Source organism: Kineococcus glutinatus (genome assembly GCF_039542765.1).
Lineage (GTDB): Bacteria > Actinomycetota > Actinomycetes > Actinomycetales > Kineococcaceae > Kineococcus_A > Kineococcus_A glutinatus.
Map to the genome: position 1 here is coordinate 1 of NZ_BAABIL010000311.1, position 16551 is coordinate 16551.

Here is a 16551-nt window from a genome sequence, read left to right on the forward strand (position 1 = left end):
GCCCACCCAGACGGCGCCGCCCACCCAGACGGCGCCGCCCACCCAGACGGCGCCGCCCACGCAGACCCAGCCCCCCACGTGGCCGCCCGCACCGGAGGCGTCGCAGCAGTCCTCCACCCCGTCGGTGGCGCCCTGACCGGTCCTGCTCACCCGCCGCCGGCAGCCGCCACCGGCCGGGACGGGCCGCCGGTGCGGGCGTAGAGCAGCGCCACACCCCAGTACGCCACCCCCAGGCACACCGCCAGGGCGGTGAAGCGGCCGTCGTCGGGCACGAGCACGGCGGCGACGGCGGCCGCGGCCACGAACGTCGTGTTGAACACCAGGTCGTAGAGGGTGAACACCCGTCCGCGGTAGGCGTCGTCCACCGTGGTCTGGACGACCGCGTCCGCCCCGATCTTGGCGCCCTGCCCCGCCGCGCCCAGGGCGAAGGCGCAGGCCAGCAGCACCGGCAGCTCCGTGCGCCAGCCGACCACGGCCTGCGCCGCGCCCGCCACCACCAGGCAGCCGCAGATCCAGGTCCGCAGCAACTGACGGCGCGTTCCCCAGGGGGCCAGGGCGGCGGCGGCGCCCGCACCCACCGCCGCCGCGCTGGTCAGGCTCGTGAGCAGGGCCAGCCCCGCCGCGGGGTCCGCGGGATCGGCGAGGGTGCGCCGGCACAGCACGACGAACGCGACCGTCGTCACGCCGAAGGCGAAGCGGTGGACGGCCACCACGGTCAGCGCCCACGCCGGGGCCCGGCGCCGCAGCGCGTGGGTGGCGCCCCCGAGCACGTCGCGCACCCCGGACGCCAGCCGCTGCCGGGCCGGTGCCGCGAGCGGGACCCGGCGCACCGGGTGCAGCGGACCCAGCATCGACGCCGGCAGCAGCAGGGCCACCGCGCCCCCGGCGACGTACAGGAGCGCGGCGCCCACCAGCAGCAGGGCGTCGGCGACCACGGCGTCGGCGCCGCCCAGGGGCCCGGCGCGCAGCAGCACCGCGAGGGCGGCGCCCGCACCCGCCGCGACCGTCCCCGCCGTCGGCACGACGCTGTTGGCCAGCACCAGCTCCTCCGGCTCCACGACGTGCGGCAGCGCCGCGGACAGGCCGGCCAGCAGCGCCCGGTCCACGGACAGCGCGAGGAGGGCCAGCCCCACCACGACCCCGTCGGGGGCGCCGCCGTGCAGGGTGGCGGCGGTGAGGGCGACGACCCCGGCGCGGAAGGCGTTCGCGGCCACGAGCACCTGCCGGCGCCGCCAGCGGTCCAGCAGGACGCCCACCCACGGCCCGATCGCGGCGAAGGGCAGCAGCAGCAGCGCGAACGCCGCGGCCACCGCCCCCGGGGTGCCCTGCCGCTCGGGGGAGAACACCAGCACCGCGGCCAGCGCCGCCTGGAACACCCCGTCGCCGGCCTGCCCGAGCAGCCGCACGGCCACCAGCTGCCGCAGCCGCCGGCGTCGCAGCAGCGCACCCAGCCCGGCGAGCACCCCGCGCTGCGACCCGTCCGCCCCCGGCACGCCCTCACCGTAGGCGAGCCGCCGCCCGCCTCCCGGCGGGTGGTCGGCGCAGGGGTGGCGGACGGGTGACGGAGGTGGGTGACGGGGGTGGGACGGGATCGGCCCGTGCGGGCGTTGTGGAGGACGGCGGCGGACCGTGGACGGGCCGCCGGGTGCGGGCCCGGGCCGTGCGCATACTGGCTGCGGCCGCCTGCGCGGTCCGGCGCTCCAGCGTGGGCGACCCGGAGCCGATCACCCTCGGTGACGGGCTCCCCGAGGAGCCGAGCACCACGACGACGCGCGGTGGTCCCGCCGCGCCCCGACCGGAGGACCCCACCGCTGTGGCAGCACGCCGCCGACCGACCACCCGCCGCCCCCGCCGGGCACGCCGCCCCCGCCGCCTGCTGGGGTGGCTGTTCGGGATCGCCGGCGCCGGCGTCGTCCTCGCGGTGGGCGGCTTCGCCGCGGCCTACGCGCTGACCACCGTCCCCGACCCCAACGAGCTCGCCGACGCGCAGGTCAGCACCGTCTACTACCGCGACGGCACGACGCCCATCGGCCGCTTCAGCGCGCGCAACCGGGTCAACGTCACGATCGACCAGGTGCCGCTCGTCGTGCAGCACGCCGTGCTGGCGGCGGAGGACCGCAGCTTCTACGAGAACCGCGGGGTCTCCCCGACGGGCATCGCGCGGGCGCTGTGGAACAACGTGCGCGGCGGCGACACCCAGGGCGGCTCGACGATCACGCAGCAGTACGTGAAGAACTACTTCCTCAGCTCCGAGCGCAGCTACCGGCGCAAGGCCGAGGAGTTCTTCCTCGCGCTGAAGATCGACCAGCAGCAGACCAAGGACGAGACCCTCGTCGCCTACCTCAACACCATCTACTTCGGGCGTGACGCCTACGGCATCCAGACCGCGGCGCAGGCCTACTTCGGCAAGGACGTCTCCCAGCTCGACGCCTCCGAGGGGGCGCTGCTGGCCGGGATGCTCGCCGCGCCCAGCGCCTACGACCCCCGCGTCAACGCCGAGGCCGCGCAGCAGCGGTGGGACTACGTGATGGACGGCATGGTCGCCGAGGGCTGGCTCACCGCCGAGGAGCGGGCCGCGGCGCAGCTGCCGGCCACCGTCGAGCCGACGCGGACCAACGACCACGCCGGCACCAACGGCTACCTGCTCACCGTGGTGCGCAGCGAGCTGCGCGCCACGGTGGGCCTCACCGACGCCGAGATCGACCGCGGCGGTTACAAGATCGTCACCACGTTCGACGCGGCGGCGCAGGCGGCCTCGGTGGCGGCGGTGCAGGATGGGCTGCCCGGCGAGGTGCCGGACGGGCTGCAGGTGGCGCTCGTGTCGATCGACCCGGGGGACGGTGGGGTGCGGGCCATGTACGGCGGCGCGGACTACCTGACGCGCGCCCGCAACGCCGCGACGCAGGACACGGCCCAGGCGGGTTCGACCTTCAAGCCGTTCACGCTGGTGGCGGCGCTGGAGCAGGGCATCTCGCTGCGCTCCACCTACAGCGGCAGCAGCCCGATGCGGCTGGACAGCTGGGGCAGCGACACCGTCGACAACTTCGGCGGCTCCTCCTACGGGCGCATCGACCTGCTGACGGCCACCGCGAACTCCGTCAACACCGTCTACGCCCAGCTCAACGAGGACGTCGGGCCGCAGACCAGCGCGGAGGTGGCGGTGCGGGCCGGCTACCCGCAGGACACGGCGGGCCTGGACGACAACCCCTCCAACGTGCTCGGCACCTCCTCCCCGCACCCCGTCGACGTCGCCGAGGCCTACGCCACGTTCGCCGCCCAGGGCGTGCGCACCCAGTGGCACACGGTCGCCTCCCTGGCCGACTCCACGGGCGCGACGACCTACACGGCGTCCCCGTCGCAGGAGCGGGTGTTCGACGAGGACGTCATGGCGGACGCCACGTACGCGATGCAGCAGGTCGTGCAGCGCGGCAGCGGCAGCTACGCCTCCCGGCTGGGGCGGGACGCGGCCGGCAAGACGGGCACCTCCTCCAACAACCTCTCGGCGTGGTTCGCCGGCTACACCCCGCAGCTGTCCACCGTGGTCGCGATGTACCAGGTCGGGGCCGACGGGTCGCCGCAGCAGCTGGAGCTGGGCGGCCGCGAGGTCACCGGCGGTTCCTACCCGGTGCGGATCTGGACGTCGTACATGAGCAGCGCCCTGGAGGGGCAGCCGGAGCTGGAGTTCCCCGATCCCGCGTTCGTCGGGTCGGGCCGCGGTGGCGGTGGCGGTTCCACGGCCACCTCCACGTCCAGCGCGAGCGCCAGCTCCTCCGGCACCGCCACCCCCAGCGCCTCGGCGACGAGCCCGACGCCGAGCGCGTCGGAGACGTCCACCGCGAGCCCGACGGCCACGGGGACCGCCACGGCCACCCCGTCGGCCACGCCGTCGACCGGCTCGTCCGGCACGGCCTCGCCCACCGGTTCCTCCCAGCCCACGTCCCAGCCCACCTCCGAGCCGGCCGCACCGTCCGCCACCGCGACCAGCGCCCCCGAGGAGGCCGCGGGAGCCGGCGCGACGGCGTCCGCGGCGGCCGGCGCGGAGGCCGAGGAGAGCCTGCGGTGAGGGAGGCCTCCGTCGCGCCCTCGGCCACCGACCCCCTCGCGCGCTCGGCCAGCGAGGTGGTGGGCGGCCCCTGGGGGCGGCACGCCGGTTCGGGGCCGGTGTGGTTGTCGGCGCTGCTGGTGTGCCTGCCCGCGGCGGTCCTCGCCGTCGGCCTGGGCGTCCTGCAGAAGCAGCACTGCCGCGCCGAGGGCTGGCGCAGCCCCGACCAGTTCTTCCACGCCTGCTACAGCGACCTGCCGGTGGTCTACACCTCCTCCGGCCTCGCCGAGGGCGCCGGTCCCTACGCGCAGGGCACCGCCCTGGGGCAGCCCCCGCTGACCACGGCCCTGACGTGGCTGGTGGCCCGGGTGGTGGGGGGTGGCACGTCGGCCGCCGACCAGCGCGCCTACTTCGACGTGGCCGCCGTCGTGGTGGCCGTCTGCCTGCTGCTCGTCGTGGCCGGGGTGCTGGTGGCGGCGGGGCGGCGGCGCTGGGACGCGGCGCTCGTGGCGGCCAGCCCGCTCGTGGTGCTCACGGGGCTGTTGTCCTTCGACCTGCTGGGTGTGGCGCTGGCCACCCTGGGGCTGGCGGCCTGGGCGCGCCGGTGGCCGGTGGCGGCGGGGGTGCTGCTGGGTCTGGCGGTGGCGGCGCGCACCTACCCGGTGCTGCTGCTGCTCGGGCTGGGCCTGCTGGCGCTGCGCACGGGCCGTTTCCGGGCGGCGGCCACCACGGCGGTCGCGGCGGTCGCGGCCTGGCTGGCCGTGGACGTGCCGCTGCTGCTGGCCACGGACGGGGCCTGGTCGGCGTACCTGCGCGACTGGTGGTCCCGGCCCGCGGGTTACGGCTCGCCGTGGCTGGTGCCGCAGCTCGTGGAGCAGGCGGTGGGGGCGGAGGACGTCGCCGGGCTCTCGCCGGGGACGGTGACGGCGCTGTCCCTGGTGGCGGGTGCGGCGGTGGTCGTGGCGGTCGGGGTCCTGGTGCTGTGGGCGCCGCGTCGGCCGCGGGTGCCGCAGGTGGCGCTGCTGCTGGTGGCGGGGTGGCTGCTGGTGGGCAAGGCGGTGCCGCCGCAGGCGTCGCTGTGGCTGCTGCCGCTGGCGGCGCTGGCGGTGCCGCGCTGGCGCGACCACGCCGCGTGGCTGGCGACGGAGGGGCTGTACTTCGTCGCGGTGTGGCTGTTCATCGCCGGGCAGTCGGTGCCCGACCGGGGGTTGCCGCCGGAGTTCTACCTCGCCGCGCTGGTGCTGCGCCTGGCCGGCATCGGCTGGCTGGTGGTGGCGGTGGTGCGCGACGTGGCCGCTCCCGGCCGGGACCCGGCGCGCGCGGTGGGCGGGGCCCGCGACGTGGACGACCCGGCGGGCGGGGACTTCGACGGGGCACCGGACGCCCTGGTGGTGCGCATCGCCTGACCCCCGGGCCGGGCGGGCCGTACCGGGCCGAGGCTGGCGGCGCGGGGTGGTCCCGCGGGCGGGTAGGCTTGTGCGGTCCGCGCCCGCGTCCATCGCGGTGGCGCGGGCAGCACGCACACCCTCCTGCCGCGGAGAGACCGCGGCCGCATGAGTCCGAAGGAGGTGGGGAATGAGCGCGCGTCGTTACGAGCTCATGGTCATCCTCGACGCCGAGCTGGAGGAGCGCACCGTCGCCCCCTCGCTCGACCGGTTCCTCAACGTCGTCCGCCAGGGTGGCGGGACCGTGGAGAACGTCGACATCTGGGGTCGTCGCCGGCTGGCCTACGACATCAAGAAGAAGTCCGAGGGCATCTACGCCGTCGTCGACCTGAACGCTGAGGCCGCCGTCGCCCAGGAGCTGGACCGGCAGCTGAACCTGAACGAGGCGGTGCTGCGGACGAAGCTGCTGCGGTCGGACGCTCGCTGATGGCCGGCGAGACCGTCATCACGCTGATCGGCAACCTCACGAACGACCCCGAGCTGCGCTTCACGCCGTCCGGCGCGGCGGTGGCCAACTTCACGGTGGCCTCCACCCCGCGCACGTTCGACCGCCAGTCCAACGACTGGAAGGACGGCGAGACGCTGTTCATGCGCTGCGCGGTGTGGCGGGAGGCGGCGGAGAACGTCGCCGAGTCCCTCACCCGCGGCACGCGGGTCATCGTCACCGGCCGGCTGCAGTCGCGCTCCTTCGAGACGAAGGAGGGCGAGAAGCGCACGGTGATCGAGATGCAGGTCGACGAGGTCGGCCCCTCGCTGCGCTACGCCAACGCGAAGGTCAACAAGACCTCCCGCGGTGGCGGCGGTGGTGGCGGTTTCGGCGGCGGCTCCGGCGGCGGTGGCTGGGGCGGTGGCGGCGGGAACTCCGGCGGCGGGCAGCCGCAGGACGACCCGTGGGCGACCGGTCCCTCCGCCGGTGGCGGCGGTGGAGCCGGTGGCGGCGGCTGGGGCGGCGCGTCCAACGACGACCCGCCCTTCTGACCGGCGCACCGACCGGTCCACCGGCCCACGCCGGTGCCGGTTGCGCCCGGCCGGGCCCCGCACGGGGACGGCTGGGCGCCTGAGAACGACGGCTGCCTGAGCGCAGCTGGATCCACACCACCATCCCGGGCTCGGTCCCGGGCTCTCACGAGAGGGGAGCACCACGATGGCCAAGGTGCCCGTGCGCAAGCCCAAGAAGAAGCAGAACCCGCTGAAGGCGGCGAAGATCGAGGCGGTGGACTACAAGGACACCACCCTGCTGCGGAAGTTCATCTCCGACCGCGGCAAGATCCGCGCCCGCCGGGTGACCGGCGTGTCCGTGCAGGAGCAGCGCGAGATCGCCAAGGCGATCAAGAACGCCCGCGAGATGGCGCTGCTGCCCTACTCCAGCTCGGCTCGCTGAGAGGGGACGACAGATGAAGCTCATCCTCACCCATGAGGTGACCGGCCTCGGCGCCCCGGGCGACGTCGTCGAGGTGAAGGACGGCTACGGCCGCAACTTCCTGCTGCCCCGCAACCTGGCCACGCCGTGGACCAAGGGCGGGGAGAAGCAGGTCGAGGCGATCCGCAAGGCGCGCCGCGCCCGCGAGATCGCCACCCTCGAGGAGGCCCAGCACGTCAAGCAGTCCCTCGAGGCGCGCACCGTGACGCTGTCGGCCCGCGCCGGCCAGGGCGGTCGTCTCTTCGGTGCGATCACCCCCGCCGACGTCGCCGAGGCCGTCAACGCCGCCGGTGGTCCGTCGGTGGACAAGCGCAAGGTGGAGATCGCCCAGCCGATCCGCGCCACCGGCCGCTACAAGGTGGACGTGCGGCTGCACACCGACGTCTCCGCGAAGGTCACCGTCGACGTGGTGGCCGCCAGCGTCTGACGCGGATCCCCGGCACCGTGCCGGGTCCCCGCAGGACCACGGGGCCGGTCGCGCAGCTCGCGCGGCCGGCCCCGCTGCGGCCGGCCCCGCTGCATCCGCGGCCGGCGGTGGGCAGACTGGTGCGGTGCCCGAGCTGTGCCCGCCGTCCGGCGCGGTGCGCCCCTCCTACGTGGCCGCGCTGCGCGAGTTCCACGCCGAGGGCCGCCACCTCGACGCGGACGCCACCGCCCTCGCCGACGCCGGCGCCTTCGAGGACCTGGTCGACGCCCTGCACGACGCCGAGCTCGCCGCGGCGACGAGCGCGCCCGGCGGGGTGCCCACGACGACGTTCTGGTACTGCGACGGGGCGCGCTACCTCGGGCGCATCACGCTGCGCCACCGGCTCACCGACGCCCTGCGCGACGTCGGGGGGCACGTCGGCTACGAGGTGCGCCCCTCGGCCCGCCGGCGCGGGCACGCCGGCGCCATGCTGCGCGGGGTGCTGCCCGCGGCCGCCGCCCTGGGCCTGGAGCGGGTCCTGCTGACGTGCGACGCCGGCAACCTGCCCTCCCGCCGCGTCATCGAGGGCTGTGGCGGCGTCCTGACCTGCGAGAGCGGTGGGGTGCGCCGCTACCGGGTGCCCACCGCCCGCTGAGCGGCGCGGCCTCACGCACCGGTGACCAGCCAGGCACCCCCGCGCGCCCGCAGCGCCAGCGGCACCAGCCGCGCCGCGGTGTACCCGCCGGCGAACACCGCCCACAGCCACTGCAGGCCGGTGCGCCCGGCGGGCGCCAGCACCAGCACCGCGGCGGCCGCCGGCAGGTACGCCAGCAGCACGAGCACGCCCGTGGCGGCCAGGTAGCGCCCGTCGCCGGCGCCGATGAGCACGCCGTCGAGGACGAACACCGCTCCGGCCAGCGGCAGGGTGAGGGCCAGCACCAGCACGGCGGCGGCCAGGTCGGCGCGCACCGCCGCGCTCTCGCCGAACGCCGCCGCCAGGGGGTGGCGCCCCGCGGCCAGCGCGGCGCCGAGCACCGCCCCGGTGAGCACGCCCCACGCGACGGTGCGCTGCACCGTCCAGCGCACGCCGGCGGTGTCCCCGGCGCCGAGGGCGTGCCCGACGAGGGCCTGCGCGGCGATGGCGAGGGCGTCCAGCGCGAGCGCCGCCGTCGTCCACACCGTCATCGCCACCTGGTGCGCGGCCAGGGCGGAGTCCCCCTGCGCGGCGGCCACGTACGTCGTCACCAGCAGCGCCACCCGCAGGGCGAGGGTCCGCACCAGCAGCGGCACCCCGCTGCGGGCGCTGCGCAGCACCCCCAGCGGGTGCGGGCGCACCGGCGCGCCCTCCCGGCGCACGGCGCGGGCCACCACCGCGGCCAGCACCGCCGCCATGAGCAGCTGGGTGCCGGCGGTGCCGATCGCCGACCCCGCGATGCCGAGCCCGGCGCCGTGGACGAGGACGACGTTGGCCACGGCGTTGAGCACCGCTCCCGCGGCGGCCACGAGCAGCGGCGTGCGGGTGTCCTGCAGCCCGCGCAGCACCCCGGTGGCGGCCAGCACGACGAGCATGGCGGGCAGCCCGGGCAGGCTCCAGCGCAGGTAGGTCACGGCGTGCGGGGCGGCCGCGGGGGAGCTGCCCAGCGCGGCGACGGCCTCGGGGGCGAGCAGCACCCCGGGCACCGCGACGAGCGCGCCGAGGCCCAGGGCCAGCCAGATGCCGTCGACGCCGAGGGAGAGGGCGCCGCGCCGGTCGCCGGCCCCGATGCTGCGCGCGACGGCGGCGGTGGTGCCGTAGGCGAGGAAGACGAAGAGGCTGACGGCGGCGCTGAGCAGGGCGCCCGCCACCCCGAGGCCGGCCAGCGGCAGGGTGCCCAGCGCGGCCACGACGGCGGAGTCGGCGAGCAGGAACAGCGGTTCGGCGACGAGCGCGCCGAGGGCCGGCACGGCCAGCCGCAGCAGGGCCGCGTCACCGGCGACGACCCTGGGTGAGAGCGGGGACGGACGGCCCCGTCCACATCCCGGACGGCTCGTGTCGTACACCGAACTTCTCCTCCTCCACACCGGGTGGACAGCGTCTGTGCAGGTCAGGGGTGCGCGCACCGCCGTGTCCCCATCCTGGGCGGCAGTTGTCCCCAGGCTTGTCCACGCCCTGTGCACAACGACCCGTCGTGCGTCCACATGTTGTCAACGCACCTGTGCACAGCGCGTTTGACCCCGACCCCCGGGAGCGTGGATTGTCGGAGGGGCGGCGTACACATGTCCCGTGGAGCGACACGTGGCGGCAGGAGCGGCGACGCGCCCAGGTGCCGCCGGAGCGTTCGAGCACGGGGAGTGGACAGCGTGACGACGGACCAGCAGGACGTCGTCGGCCCCCGCGCCGGCTCCGGCGAGGGCGGGCGGGGCAAGGGGCGCGACCGGGGCCCCGGGGCCGGCGGTGAGCCGTACGACCGGATGCCCCCGCAGGACATCGCGGCGGAGCAGGGCGTCCTCGGCGGGATGATGCTGTCCAAGGACGCCATCGCCGACGTCGTGGAGGTCCTCAAGGGGCCGGACTTCTACCGCCCCGCCCACGAGCTCGTCTACGAGGCCATCCTCGACCTCTACAGCCGTGGCGAGCCCGCCGACCCGGTGACGGTCGCGGCCGAGCTCACCAACCGCGGGGAGCTGGCCCGCGTCGGGGGGGCGCCCTACCTGCACGACCTCATCTCCACCGTCCCCACGGCCGCCAACGCCGGCTACTACGCCCGCATCGTGCGCGAGCGCGCGGTGCTGCGCCGGCTCGTGGAGGCCGGCACCCGCATCGTGCAGATGGGCTACGGCGGTGACGGCGGCGACGTCGACGCCATCGTCAACTCCGCGCAGGCGGAGATCTACCAGGTCACGGAAAAGCGGGTCCGGGAGGACTACGCCCCCCTCGGCGACATCATCGAGGGCGCCATCGACGAGATCGAGGCCTCCTCCCACCGCGGCGACACGATGGTCGGCGTCCCCACCGGCTTCGCCGACCTGGACCAGCTCACCAACGGCCTGCACCCGGGGCAGATGATCGTCATCGCGGCGCGCCCGGCCGTGGGCAAGGCGCTGGCGCTGGACACCCCCCTGGCCACCCCCACGGGCTGGACGACGATGGGCGCGGTCCGGGTGGGCGACGAGCTCGTCGGGGCCGACGGGCGGCCCACCCGCGTCGTGGCCGCCACGGAGGTCATGACGGGTCGGCCCTGCTACGAGGTCCGCTTCTCCGACGGCACGACGGTCGTCGCCGATGCCCAGCACCAGTGGTTGACGGACACGCGGGCGTCGCGGAGGTCGGCCCGGGCCGCGGTGACCGGTTCGGGCGGCACCCGCACGCAGCGTGCGTCCGCCGCGGTGCGCACCACCGAGGAGATCGCCCGCACCCTCCGCTGCCCCGGCGCGGAGGGGCGGCTCAACCACTCGGTGCGCACCACCCAGCCCCTGGAGCTGCCGCACCGCGACGACCTCCTCCTACCGCCGTACGTGCTCGGCGCGTGGCTGGGCGACGGGGGCGGTGCCGCCGCACCGGACGTGCAGGTGCTGCTGGAGGACGAGGAGGGCTTCGACCCGCACGGGCTCCCCGAGCGCCTGCGCACGCTGGGAGTGCTCGGGGACGAGCACGTCCCGCAGGCCTACCTGCGCGCGTCCCTCGCGCAGCGGCGCGAACTGCTGGCCGGCCTGCTCGACACCGACGGCACCGTGGCCCCCAGCGGCACGGTGCAGTTCTCGGTCACCTCCCGGCGGCTGGCCGAGGACGTCCGCGAGCTCGTGCACAGCCTCGGCCACCGCACCGGTTTCAGCGCCGAGCCGGTGCGCGGGCGCTCGCAGGCGTCCTCCACGGCATACACGATCACCTTCAGCACCGACGACGACGTGTTCCGCCTCGAGCGCAAGCGCCTGGTCCACAAGGACCGTCGCCAGCGGTCGTTCACGAGGCGGAACTCCCGTTTCATCACCGAGGTCCGACCGGTCGGCTCGGTGCCGGTGCGCTGCGTCGAGGTGGACAACGCCGATCACCTCTACCTGGCAGGCCGGGCGATGGTGCCGACCCACAACTCCACCCTCGGGCTGGACATCGCCCGCGCGGCGTCCATCAAGCACGGCCTGGCCTCGGTCATCTTCTCCCTGGAGATGGGCCGCAACGAGATCACCATGCGCCTGCTGTCGGCCGAGGCGAAGATCCCGCTGCAGAACATGCGCAAGGGCACGATGCGCGAGGACGACTGGACCAAGCTGGCCCGCACCATGGGGCAGGTCTCCGAGGCGCCGCTGTTCATCGACGACAGCCCCAACATGTCGCTGATGGAGATCCGCTCCAAGTGCCGCCGGCTCAAGCAGCGCAACGACCTCAAGCTCGTCATCGTCGACTACCTGCAGCTCATGACGTCGGGCAAGCGGGTGGAGAGCCGCCAGCAGGAGGTGTCGGAGTTCTCCCGCGCCCTGAAGCTGCTGGCCAAGGAGATCGAGGTCCCGGTCATCGCGCTGTCGCAGCTCAACCGCGGCCCGGAGCAGCGCACCGACAAGAAGCCGCAGATGAGCGACCTGCGCGAATCGGGTTGCCTGCCTGCCGGCACCCGGATCCTGCGCGCCGACACCGGCGCTGAGACGACGATGGGCGAGCTGTTCGCGGCCGGTGCCAGAGACGTGCCGGTGTGGGCGTTGGACGACTCCCTGCGCTACGTCCGCCGCCACCTGACCCACGTGTTCGCGACCGGTACCCGCCCGGTGCGCAAGCTGCGCCTGGCTTCCGGCAAGGAGGTGCGCGCGACGGCCAACCACCCGTTCCTCGCATACGAGGGGTGGACGCCGCTGGGGGATCTCGAAGTGGGCAGTCGCATCGCGGTGCCCCGCCACGTGCCGGGCCCGGAGCGGGTGACCGCGTGGGGCGACGACCGGGTGCTGCTGCTCGCTCACCTGCTGGGTGACGGTTCCTTCGTGCGTAGGCAACCCTTGCGATACGCCAGCGTGGACGAGGCGAACCTCGCCGCAGTGGCGAACGCAGCCGCTAGCGCGTTCGGCATCACCGCTGTCCGCGACGATCACGCCGCGGCCCGGTGCACCAGCCTCCGGCTACCTGCCCCGTACCGGTTGGCGCGGGGACGCCGCAACCCCCTCGCGGCCTGGCTCGACGAGCTCGGGCTGTTCGGGCTGCGCAGCTACGAGAAGTTCGTCCCCGCCGCCGTGTTTGCGCTACCCAAGCGGCAGATCGCGCTCTTCCTGCACCACCTCTGGGCGACGGACGGTTCTGTGACGGTCAGCAAGAACGGGCGCGGTGGGCGTATCTATTACGCCTCCACCAGTCGTCGACTCATCGACGACCTATCGCGGCTCCTGCTGCGGTTCGGCATCTCCACGCGGGTCCGCTGCGCCACCCCGAAGGGTGACTACCGCCCAGGGTTCACGCTCGACGTGTCAGGGATCGACGATCAGCGACGCTTCCTCCAGGAGATCGGGGTGCACGGGGCACGTGGCGAGAGCGCCGACCGTCTCCTGGGGGTGGTCCTCGCCGGCTCTGCGAACACGAACGTGGACACCGTGCCCCGGCAGGTGTGGGACCACGTCCGGGAGGTGCTGGCCGAGCGGGGCATGTCACACCGGGAGTTCGCCGCAGCGATGGGCGTGCAGTTCTGCGGCAGCACGATGTGGAAGCACGCTCCCTCCCGGCAGCGGATGGGGCGGGTGGCGGAACTCCTGGACGACGCCGACCTCGAGGTGATGGCCGTCAACGACGTGCTGTGGGACGAGGTCGTCGCGATCGAGCCGGACGGCGAGGAGGACGTGTACGACGCGACCGTCCTGGGTGGTCACAACTTCGTCGCCGACGGGATCGCGGTCCACAACTCCATCGAGCAGGACGCCGACATGGTCATCCTGCTGCACCGGGAGGACATGTACGAGAAGGAGAGCCCCCGGGCGGGGGAGGCGGACTTCATCGTCGCCAAGCACCGCAACGGCCCGACGGACACCATCACCGTCGCGTTCCAGGGGCACTACTCGCGCTTCGTCGACATGGCCACCTGAGCGCCCCACCGCGACGGGGCCGCGGGGTCCGCGCGGGCCGTGGGCTACGGTCCTGCCCGGCCGGTGGACGTCCCGGCCGGCGGACGAGGAAGGGGTACCCGTGCAGCGCAGCATGCTCGGCGGCAAGATCCACCGGGCGGTGGTGACGCAGGCGGACCTGCACTACGTCGGGTCCATCACGATCGACCGCACCCTCCTGGACGCCGCGGGAATCCTCGAGGGCGAGCAGGTGCACGTCGTGGACATCGCCACCGGCGCGCGGCTGACCACCTACGCCATCGCCGGCCCGGCGGGTTCGGGGGTGGTCGGCATCAACGGCGCCGCGGCCCGGCTCGTCGCCTGCGGCGACCTCGTCATCGTCATGTCCTTCCTCCTGCTCGAGGAGGACGAGGTCCGCGGGCACCGGCCCCGGGTGGTGCACGTCGACGAGCGCAACCGCATCGTGGGCACCGGCGACGACCCCGCCGAGCCGGTCCCCGGGGCCCCGGACCAGCGCAGCGGCGCGGTGGCGATCCCGCGCTGACGGGCCTGCGCTGACGGTGCCGCGCTGACGGTGCCGGTCCTGCGCTGACAGGGGCCGGGCTGTCGCACCCGCGGGGCAGACTGGTGCCCGTGGCCGCTCCCGACGCCACGCGACCGAGCGTGCTGCACCTGGACCTCGACGCGTTCTTCGCCGCCGTCGAGCAGCGCGACAAGCCCTCGCTGCGCGGCAAGCCCGTCGTCGTCGGCGGCACCGGCTGGCGCGGGGTGGTGGCGACCGCCTCCTACGAGGCCCGCGCCTACGGCATCGGCTCGGCGATGCCCACGATGGAGGCGCGCCGCCGCTGCCACAACGCCGCGTTCCTCGCCGGCCGGTTCGCGGCGTACCGCACCGTCTCCCAGCAGGTCATGGCGCTGGCCCACGAGCTGTCCCCGCTCGTGGAGCAGGTCTCCCTCGACGAGGCGTACGTGGACCTCACGCCCACCCACCCGGGTCTGGACGTGGCGGAGGTCTCGCGCGTGGCGGAGGAGTTCCGCGCCCGGGTGCGGGCGGTGACGGGCCTGACCGTGTCCGTCGGCGCCGGGCCCAGCAAGCTCGTCGCCAAGATCGCCTCGGACCTGCGCAAGCCCGACGCGCTGGTCGTGGTGCCGCCGGCGGAGCAGCACGCGCTGCTCGGGCCGCTGCCGGTGCGCAGGCTGCCCGGCGTCGGCGCGGTCACGGGGGAGCGGCTCACCCGGGTCGGGATCCGCACCGTGGCCGACCTCGCCGCCGCGGACGAGGCGGAGCTGGTCCGCATGGTCGGCCGGGCGCACGGGACGGGCCTGCTGGCGTACGCGCGGGCGGTCGACCCGCGGCCGGTGGTCCCCGAGCGGGACGCGAAGTCCGTCTCGGCGGAGGAGACGTTCGCCGTGGACCTCACCGACCGGCGGGAGCTGGCCGAGCGGGCGCGGCGGATGGTGGACCGGGTCGCGGTGCGGCTGGCCGCCGGTGGTGTCTCCGGGCGCACGGTGACGGTGAAGCTGCGCCGCTACGACTTCACGACCCTCAACCGCTCCCGCACCCTGGCGCAGCCCACCGCCGCGCCGCGGGAGATCGCCGCCGCCGCGCTGGCGCTGCTGGAGGGCATCGACGTCGCCGACGGCGTCCGGCTCCTCGGCGTGGGTGTCTCCGGCCTCACCGAGTACACCCAGCAGGACCTGCTCGCCGAGCTCGACGAGCCCGCCGCCGGGGACGCCGACCCCGCACCGGGGGCGGAGCCCGAGCAGACCGCAGGGCAGCAGGCGGAGGTCGGCGGTGTGCTGCCGCTGGGGTCCGCGGTCCCCTACGGCCCGCCCGCCCCGCCCCGCTCGGCGTGGAGCCCCGGCCAGGACGTCGCGCACGACGAGCACGGCCCCGGCTGGGTGCAGGGTTCCGGCGTCGGCCGGGTCACGGTGCGCTTCGAGGGCCCGCACACCCCGGCGGGCCGGATCCACACCTTCGCCGACGACGACCCGGCCCTGCACCCCGCGCCGCCACCGCGGTGGTGACGGCGCGGGGCGCCGGGCTCAGGCCTGCCGTGCCGGCAGCTCCAGCTCCGCCAGCGCCACGTCCCCGCGCAGCCGGACCCGCAGGTCGGCCCGCCCGGGCAGCGCCCGCCGCAGCGCCACGTCCACCACGTCCCACCCCCCGGCCGGGACGACGGCGCGACCCACCACCAGCCACGCGCCGGAGGTCCCCCGCACCGCCACCTCCACCTCGGCCGGCCCGTCCGCGCGGGCGGTGCAGCGCAGCCGGTCCGCCCCGCCGGTGCCGACGTCGGCGAACTCCAGCACCCCGGCCGTGCCCGGCGCCACCGTGCGCACCGCCGAGCCGGCGAACCCCTCCCGCGGCACGAGCCGCACGTCGCGGCAGGCGTCGAAACCCGCGGCGGACCCGAGCGGTCGCGGCGCCGGGGCCGGCCCCTCGACGGTGAGCGCGACCTCGTGCCGGACGTCGGCGGCCGATGCGCCGACCAGCAGGTGGTGCTCGCCGGGCACCACGAGGGGGCGGCCGGACACCACGTCGTGCACCGCCAGCGCCGCCACCGGCACCGCCAGCTCCACCGCGGTGCGCTCCCCGGGGGCCAGCGGCACCCGCCGGTGCGCCACGAGGCGTCGGCGGGGGGAGCGCGGCCGCAACCCCGGCGCGGTGGCGTAGACCTGCACCAGTTCCTCCCCCGGCCGGGTGCCGGTGTTGGCCAGCTCCACGGTGAGGGTGACGACGTCGCCGTCGCGGGCGGTGCGCCGGTCGGCGCGGGCGGCGACGTGCTCGATGTGCGTGTAGGTCAGGCCGTGCCCGAACGGGTACAGCGGTTCGGCCTCGCTCCACAGGTAGGTCCCACCGGTGGACTGCACGTCGTAGTCGAGCACGTCGGGCAGGTCGGCGTCGGCGGCGAACCACGTCTGCGCCAGCCGCCCGCGCGGCTCGACCTCCCCGAGCAGCACGTCGGCCAGGCCGTTGCCGAGTTCCTGCCCGCCGTGGCCGGACCAGACGACGGCGTCGAGGTCGGCGGCCAGGTCGCCCAGGGCGTACGGGTAGGAGGAGACCACCGCGAGGACCGTGGCGGGGTTGGCCTCGCGGGCCGTGCGCACGAGTTCGGCCGCGGCCTGCGGCAGGTCGAGCGTGGCGCGGTCCTCGGTCTCCCGCCCGCCCAGGTGCGGGTCGTTGCCCACGACGGCGACGACCCGGTCGGCGCCGGCCGCGGCG

General features: G+C 75.5%; 13 protein-coding genes. 10 read left to right on the forward strand and 3 right to left on the reverse strand.

The features are described 5' to 3' along the window. Positions 1-146 precede the first annotated feature (146 nt). Positions 147-1493: an MFS transporter gene (locus tag ABEB16_RS12060; RefSeq protein WP_345712494.1), complete on the reverse strand. Its 1347-nt coding sequence runs from the start codon at positions 1491-1493 to the stop codon at positions 147-149. A gap of 320 nt (positions 1494-1813) precedes the next feature. Here ABEB16_RS12060 and ABEB16_RS12065 point away from each other — a divergent pair, with 320 nt between their 5' ends. The 7 genes from ABEB16_RS12065 to ABEB16_RS12095 all read left to right on the forward strand — a co-directional run bounded on the left by ABEB16_RS12065 (position 1814) and on the right by ABEB16_RS12095 (position 7968). Beyond that, on the forward strand, positions 1814-4063 hold the full coding sequence (locus ABEB16_RS12065) for a transglycosylase domain-containing protein (protein ID WP_345712495.1): 2250 nt from the start codon (positions 1814-1816) through the stop codon (positions 4061-4063). Continuing rightward, positions 4060-5448 carry a glycosyltransferase family 87 protein gene (locus tag ABEB16_RS12070; protein ID WP_345712496.1) on the forward strand — a complete coding sequence of 463 codons (1389 nt, stop codon included), beginning with the start codon at positions 4060-4062 and terminating at the stop codon, positions 5446-5448. Before ABEB16_RS12065 ends, ABEB16_RS12070 begins: the two co-directional genes overlap by 4 nt. 169 nt (positions 5449-5617) lie before the next feature. Continuing rightward, positions 5618-5914 carry a 30S ribosomal protein S6 gene (rpsF, locus tag ABEB16_RS12075; protein ID WP_345712497.1) on the forward strand — a complete coding sequence of 99 codons (297 nt, stop codon included), beginning with the start codon at positions 5618-5620 and terminating at the stop codon, positions 5912-5914. Next, positions 5914-6465 (forward strand): single-stranded DNA-binding protein, encoded by a 552-nt coding sequence (locus ABEB16_RS12080; protein ID WP_345712498.1) that lies wholly within the window; start codon positions 5914-5916, stop codon positions 6463-6465. The genes rpsF and ABEB16_RS12080 overlap by 1 nt, the downstream gene beginning before the upstream one ends. Positions 6466-6631: 166 nt before the next feature. Further along, the gene (gene rpsR, locus ABEB16_RS12085) at positions 6632-6868 is read left to right on the forward strand and encodes a 30S ribosomal protein S18 (protein ID WP_345712499.1); all 237 of its coding nucleotides are present in this window, start codon (positions 6632-6634) and stop codon (positions 6866-6868) included. A gap of 13 nt (positions 6869-6881) precedes the next feature. Next, positions 6882-7334, forward strand: a complete 453-nt coding sequence (gene rplI, locus ABEB16_RS12090) for a 50S ribosomal protein L9 (protein WP_345712500.1) — start codon at positions 6882-6884, stop codon at positions 7332-7334. 124 nt (positions 7335-7458) lie between these two features. Further along, entirely contained in the window at positions 7459-7968 is a 510-nt protein-coding gene (locus ABEB16_RS12095) for a GNAT family N-acetyltransferase (protein WP_345712501.1), read from the forward strand. Between the two features lie 11 nt (positions 7969-7979). On the opposite strand, the gene ABEB16_RS12100 is transcribed toward ABEB16_RS12095, so the two are convergent. Beyond that, positions 7980-9353 (reverse strand): MATE family efflux transporter, encoded by a 1374-nt coding sequence (locus ABEB16_RS12100; protein ID WP_425560176.1) that lies wholly within the window; start codon positions 9351-9353, stop codon positions 7980-7982. A 411-nt stretch (positions 9354-9764) separates the two neighbouring features. Here ABEB16_RS12100 and ABEB16_RS12105 point away from each other — a divergent pair, with 411 nt between their 5' ends. The 3 genes from ABEB16_RS12105 (at position 9765) to ABEB16_RS12115 (ending at position 15353) form a co-directional block, all read left to right on the forward strand. Continuing rightward, a complete protein-coding gene (locus ABEB16_RS12105; protein WP_345712506.1) occupies positions 9765-13346 on the forward strand; it encodes a replicative DNA helicase in 3582 nt (1193 codons plus the stop codon). Positions 13347-13446: 100 nt separating this feature from the next. Further along, positions 13447-13869, forward strand: a complete 423-nt coding sequence (gene panD, locus ABEB16_RS12110) for an aspartate 1-decarboxylase (RefSeq protein WP_345712502.1) — start codon at positions 13447-13449, stop codon at positions 13867-13869. An 89-nt stretch (positions 13870-13958) separates the two neighbouring features. Beyond that, the gene (locus ABEB16_RS12115) at positions 13959-15353 is read left to right on the forward strand and encodes a DNA polymerase IV (protein WP_345712503.1); all 1395 of its coding nucleotides are present in this window, start codon (positions 13959-13961) and stop codon (positions 15351-15353) included. 18 nt (positions 15354-15371) lie between these two features. Here ABEB16_RS12115 and ABEB16_RS12120 read toward each other — a convergent pair. Then, on the reverse strand, positions 15372-16551 hold a 1180-nt coding region (locus tag ABEB16_RS12120; RefSeq protein WP_345712504.1), incomplete at its 5' end, for a glycoside hydrolase family 3 C-terminal domain-containing protein.

Coding starts and splice junctions, on each gene's coding strand:
- rpsF (WP_345712497.1), top strand. CDS start 5,618: ATGAGCGCGCGTCGTTACGAGCTCATGGTCATCCTCGACGCCGAGCTG.
- ABEB16_RS12080 (WP_345712498.1), top strand. CDS start 5,914: ATGGCCGGCGAGACCGTCATCACGCTGATCGGCAACCTCACGAACGAC.
- rpsR (WP_345712499.1), top strand. CDS start 6,632: ATGGCCAAGGTGCCCGTGCGCAAGCCCAAGAAGAAGCAGAACCCGCTG.
- rplI (WP_345712500.1), top strand. CDS start 6,882: ATGAAGCTCATCCTCACCCATGAGGTGACCGGCCTCGGCGCCCCGGGC.
- ABEB16_RS12105 (WP_345712506.1), top strand. CDS start 9,765: ATGCCCCCGCAGGACATCGCGGCGGAGCAGGGCGTCCTCGGCGGGATG.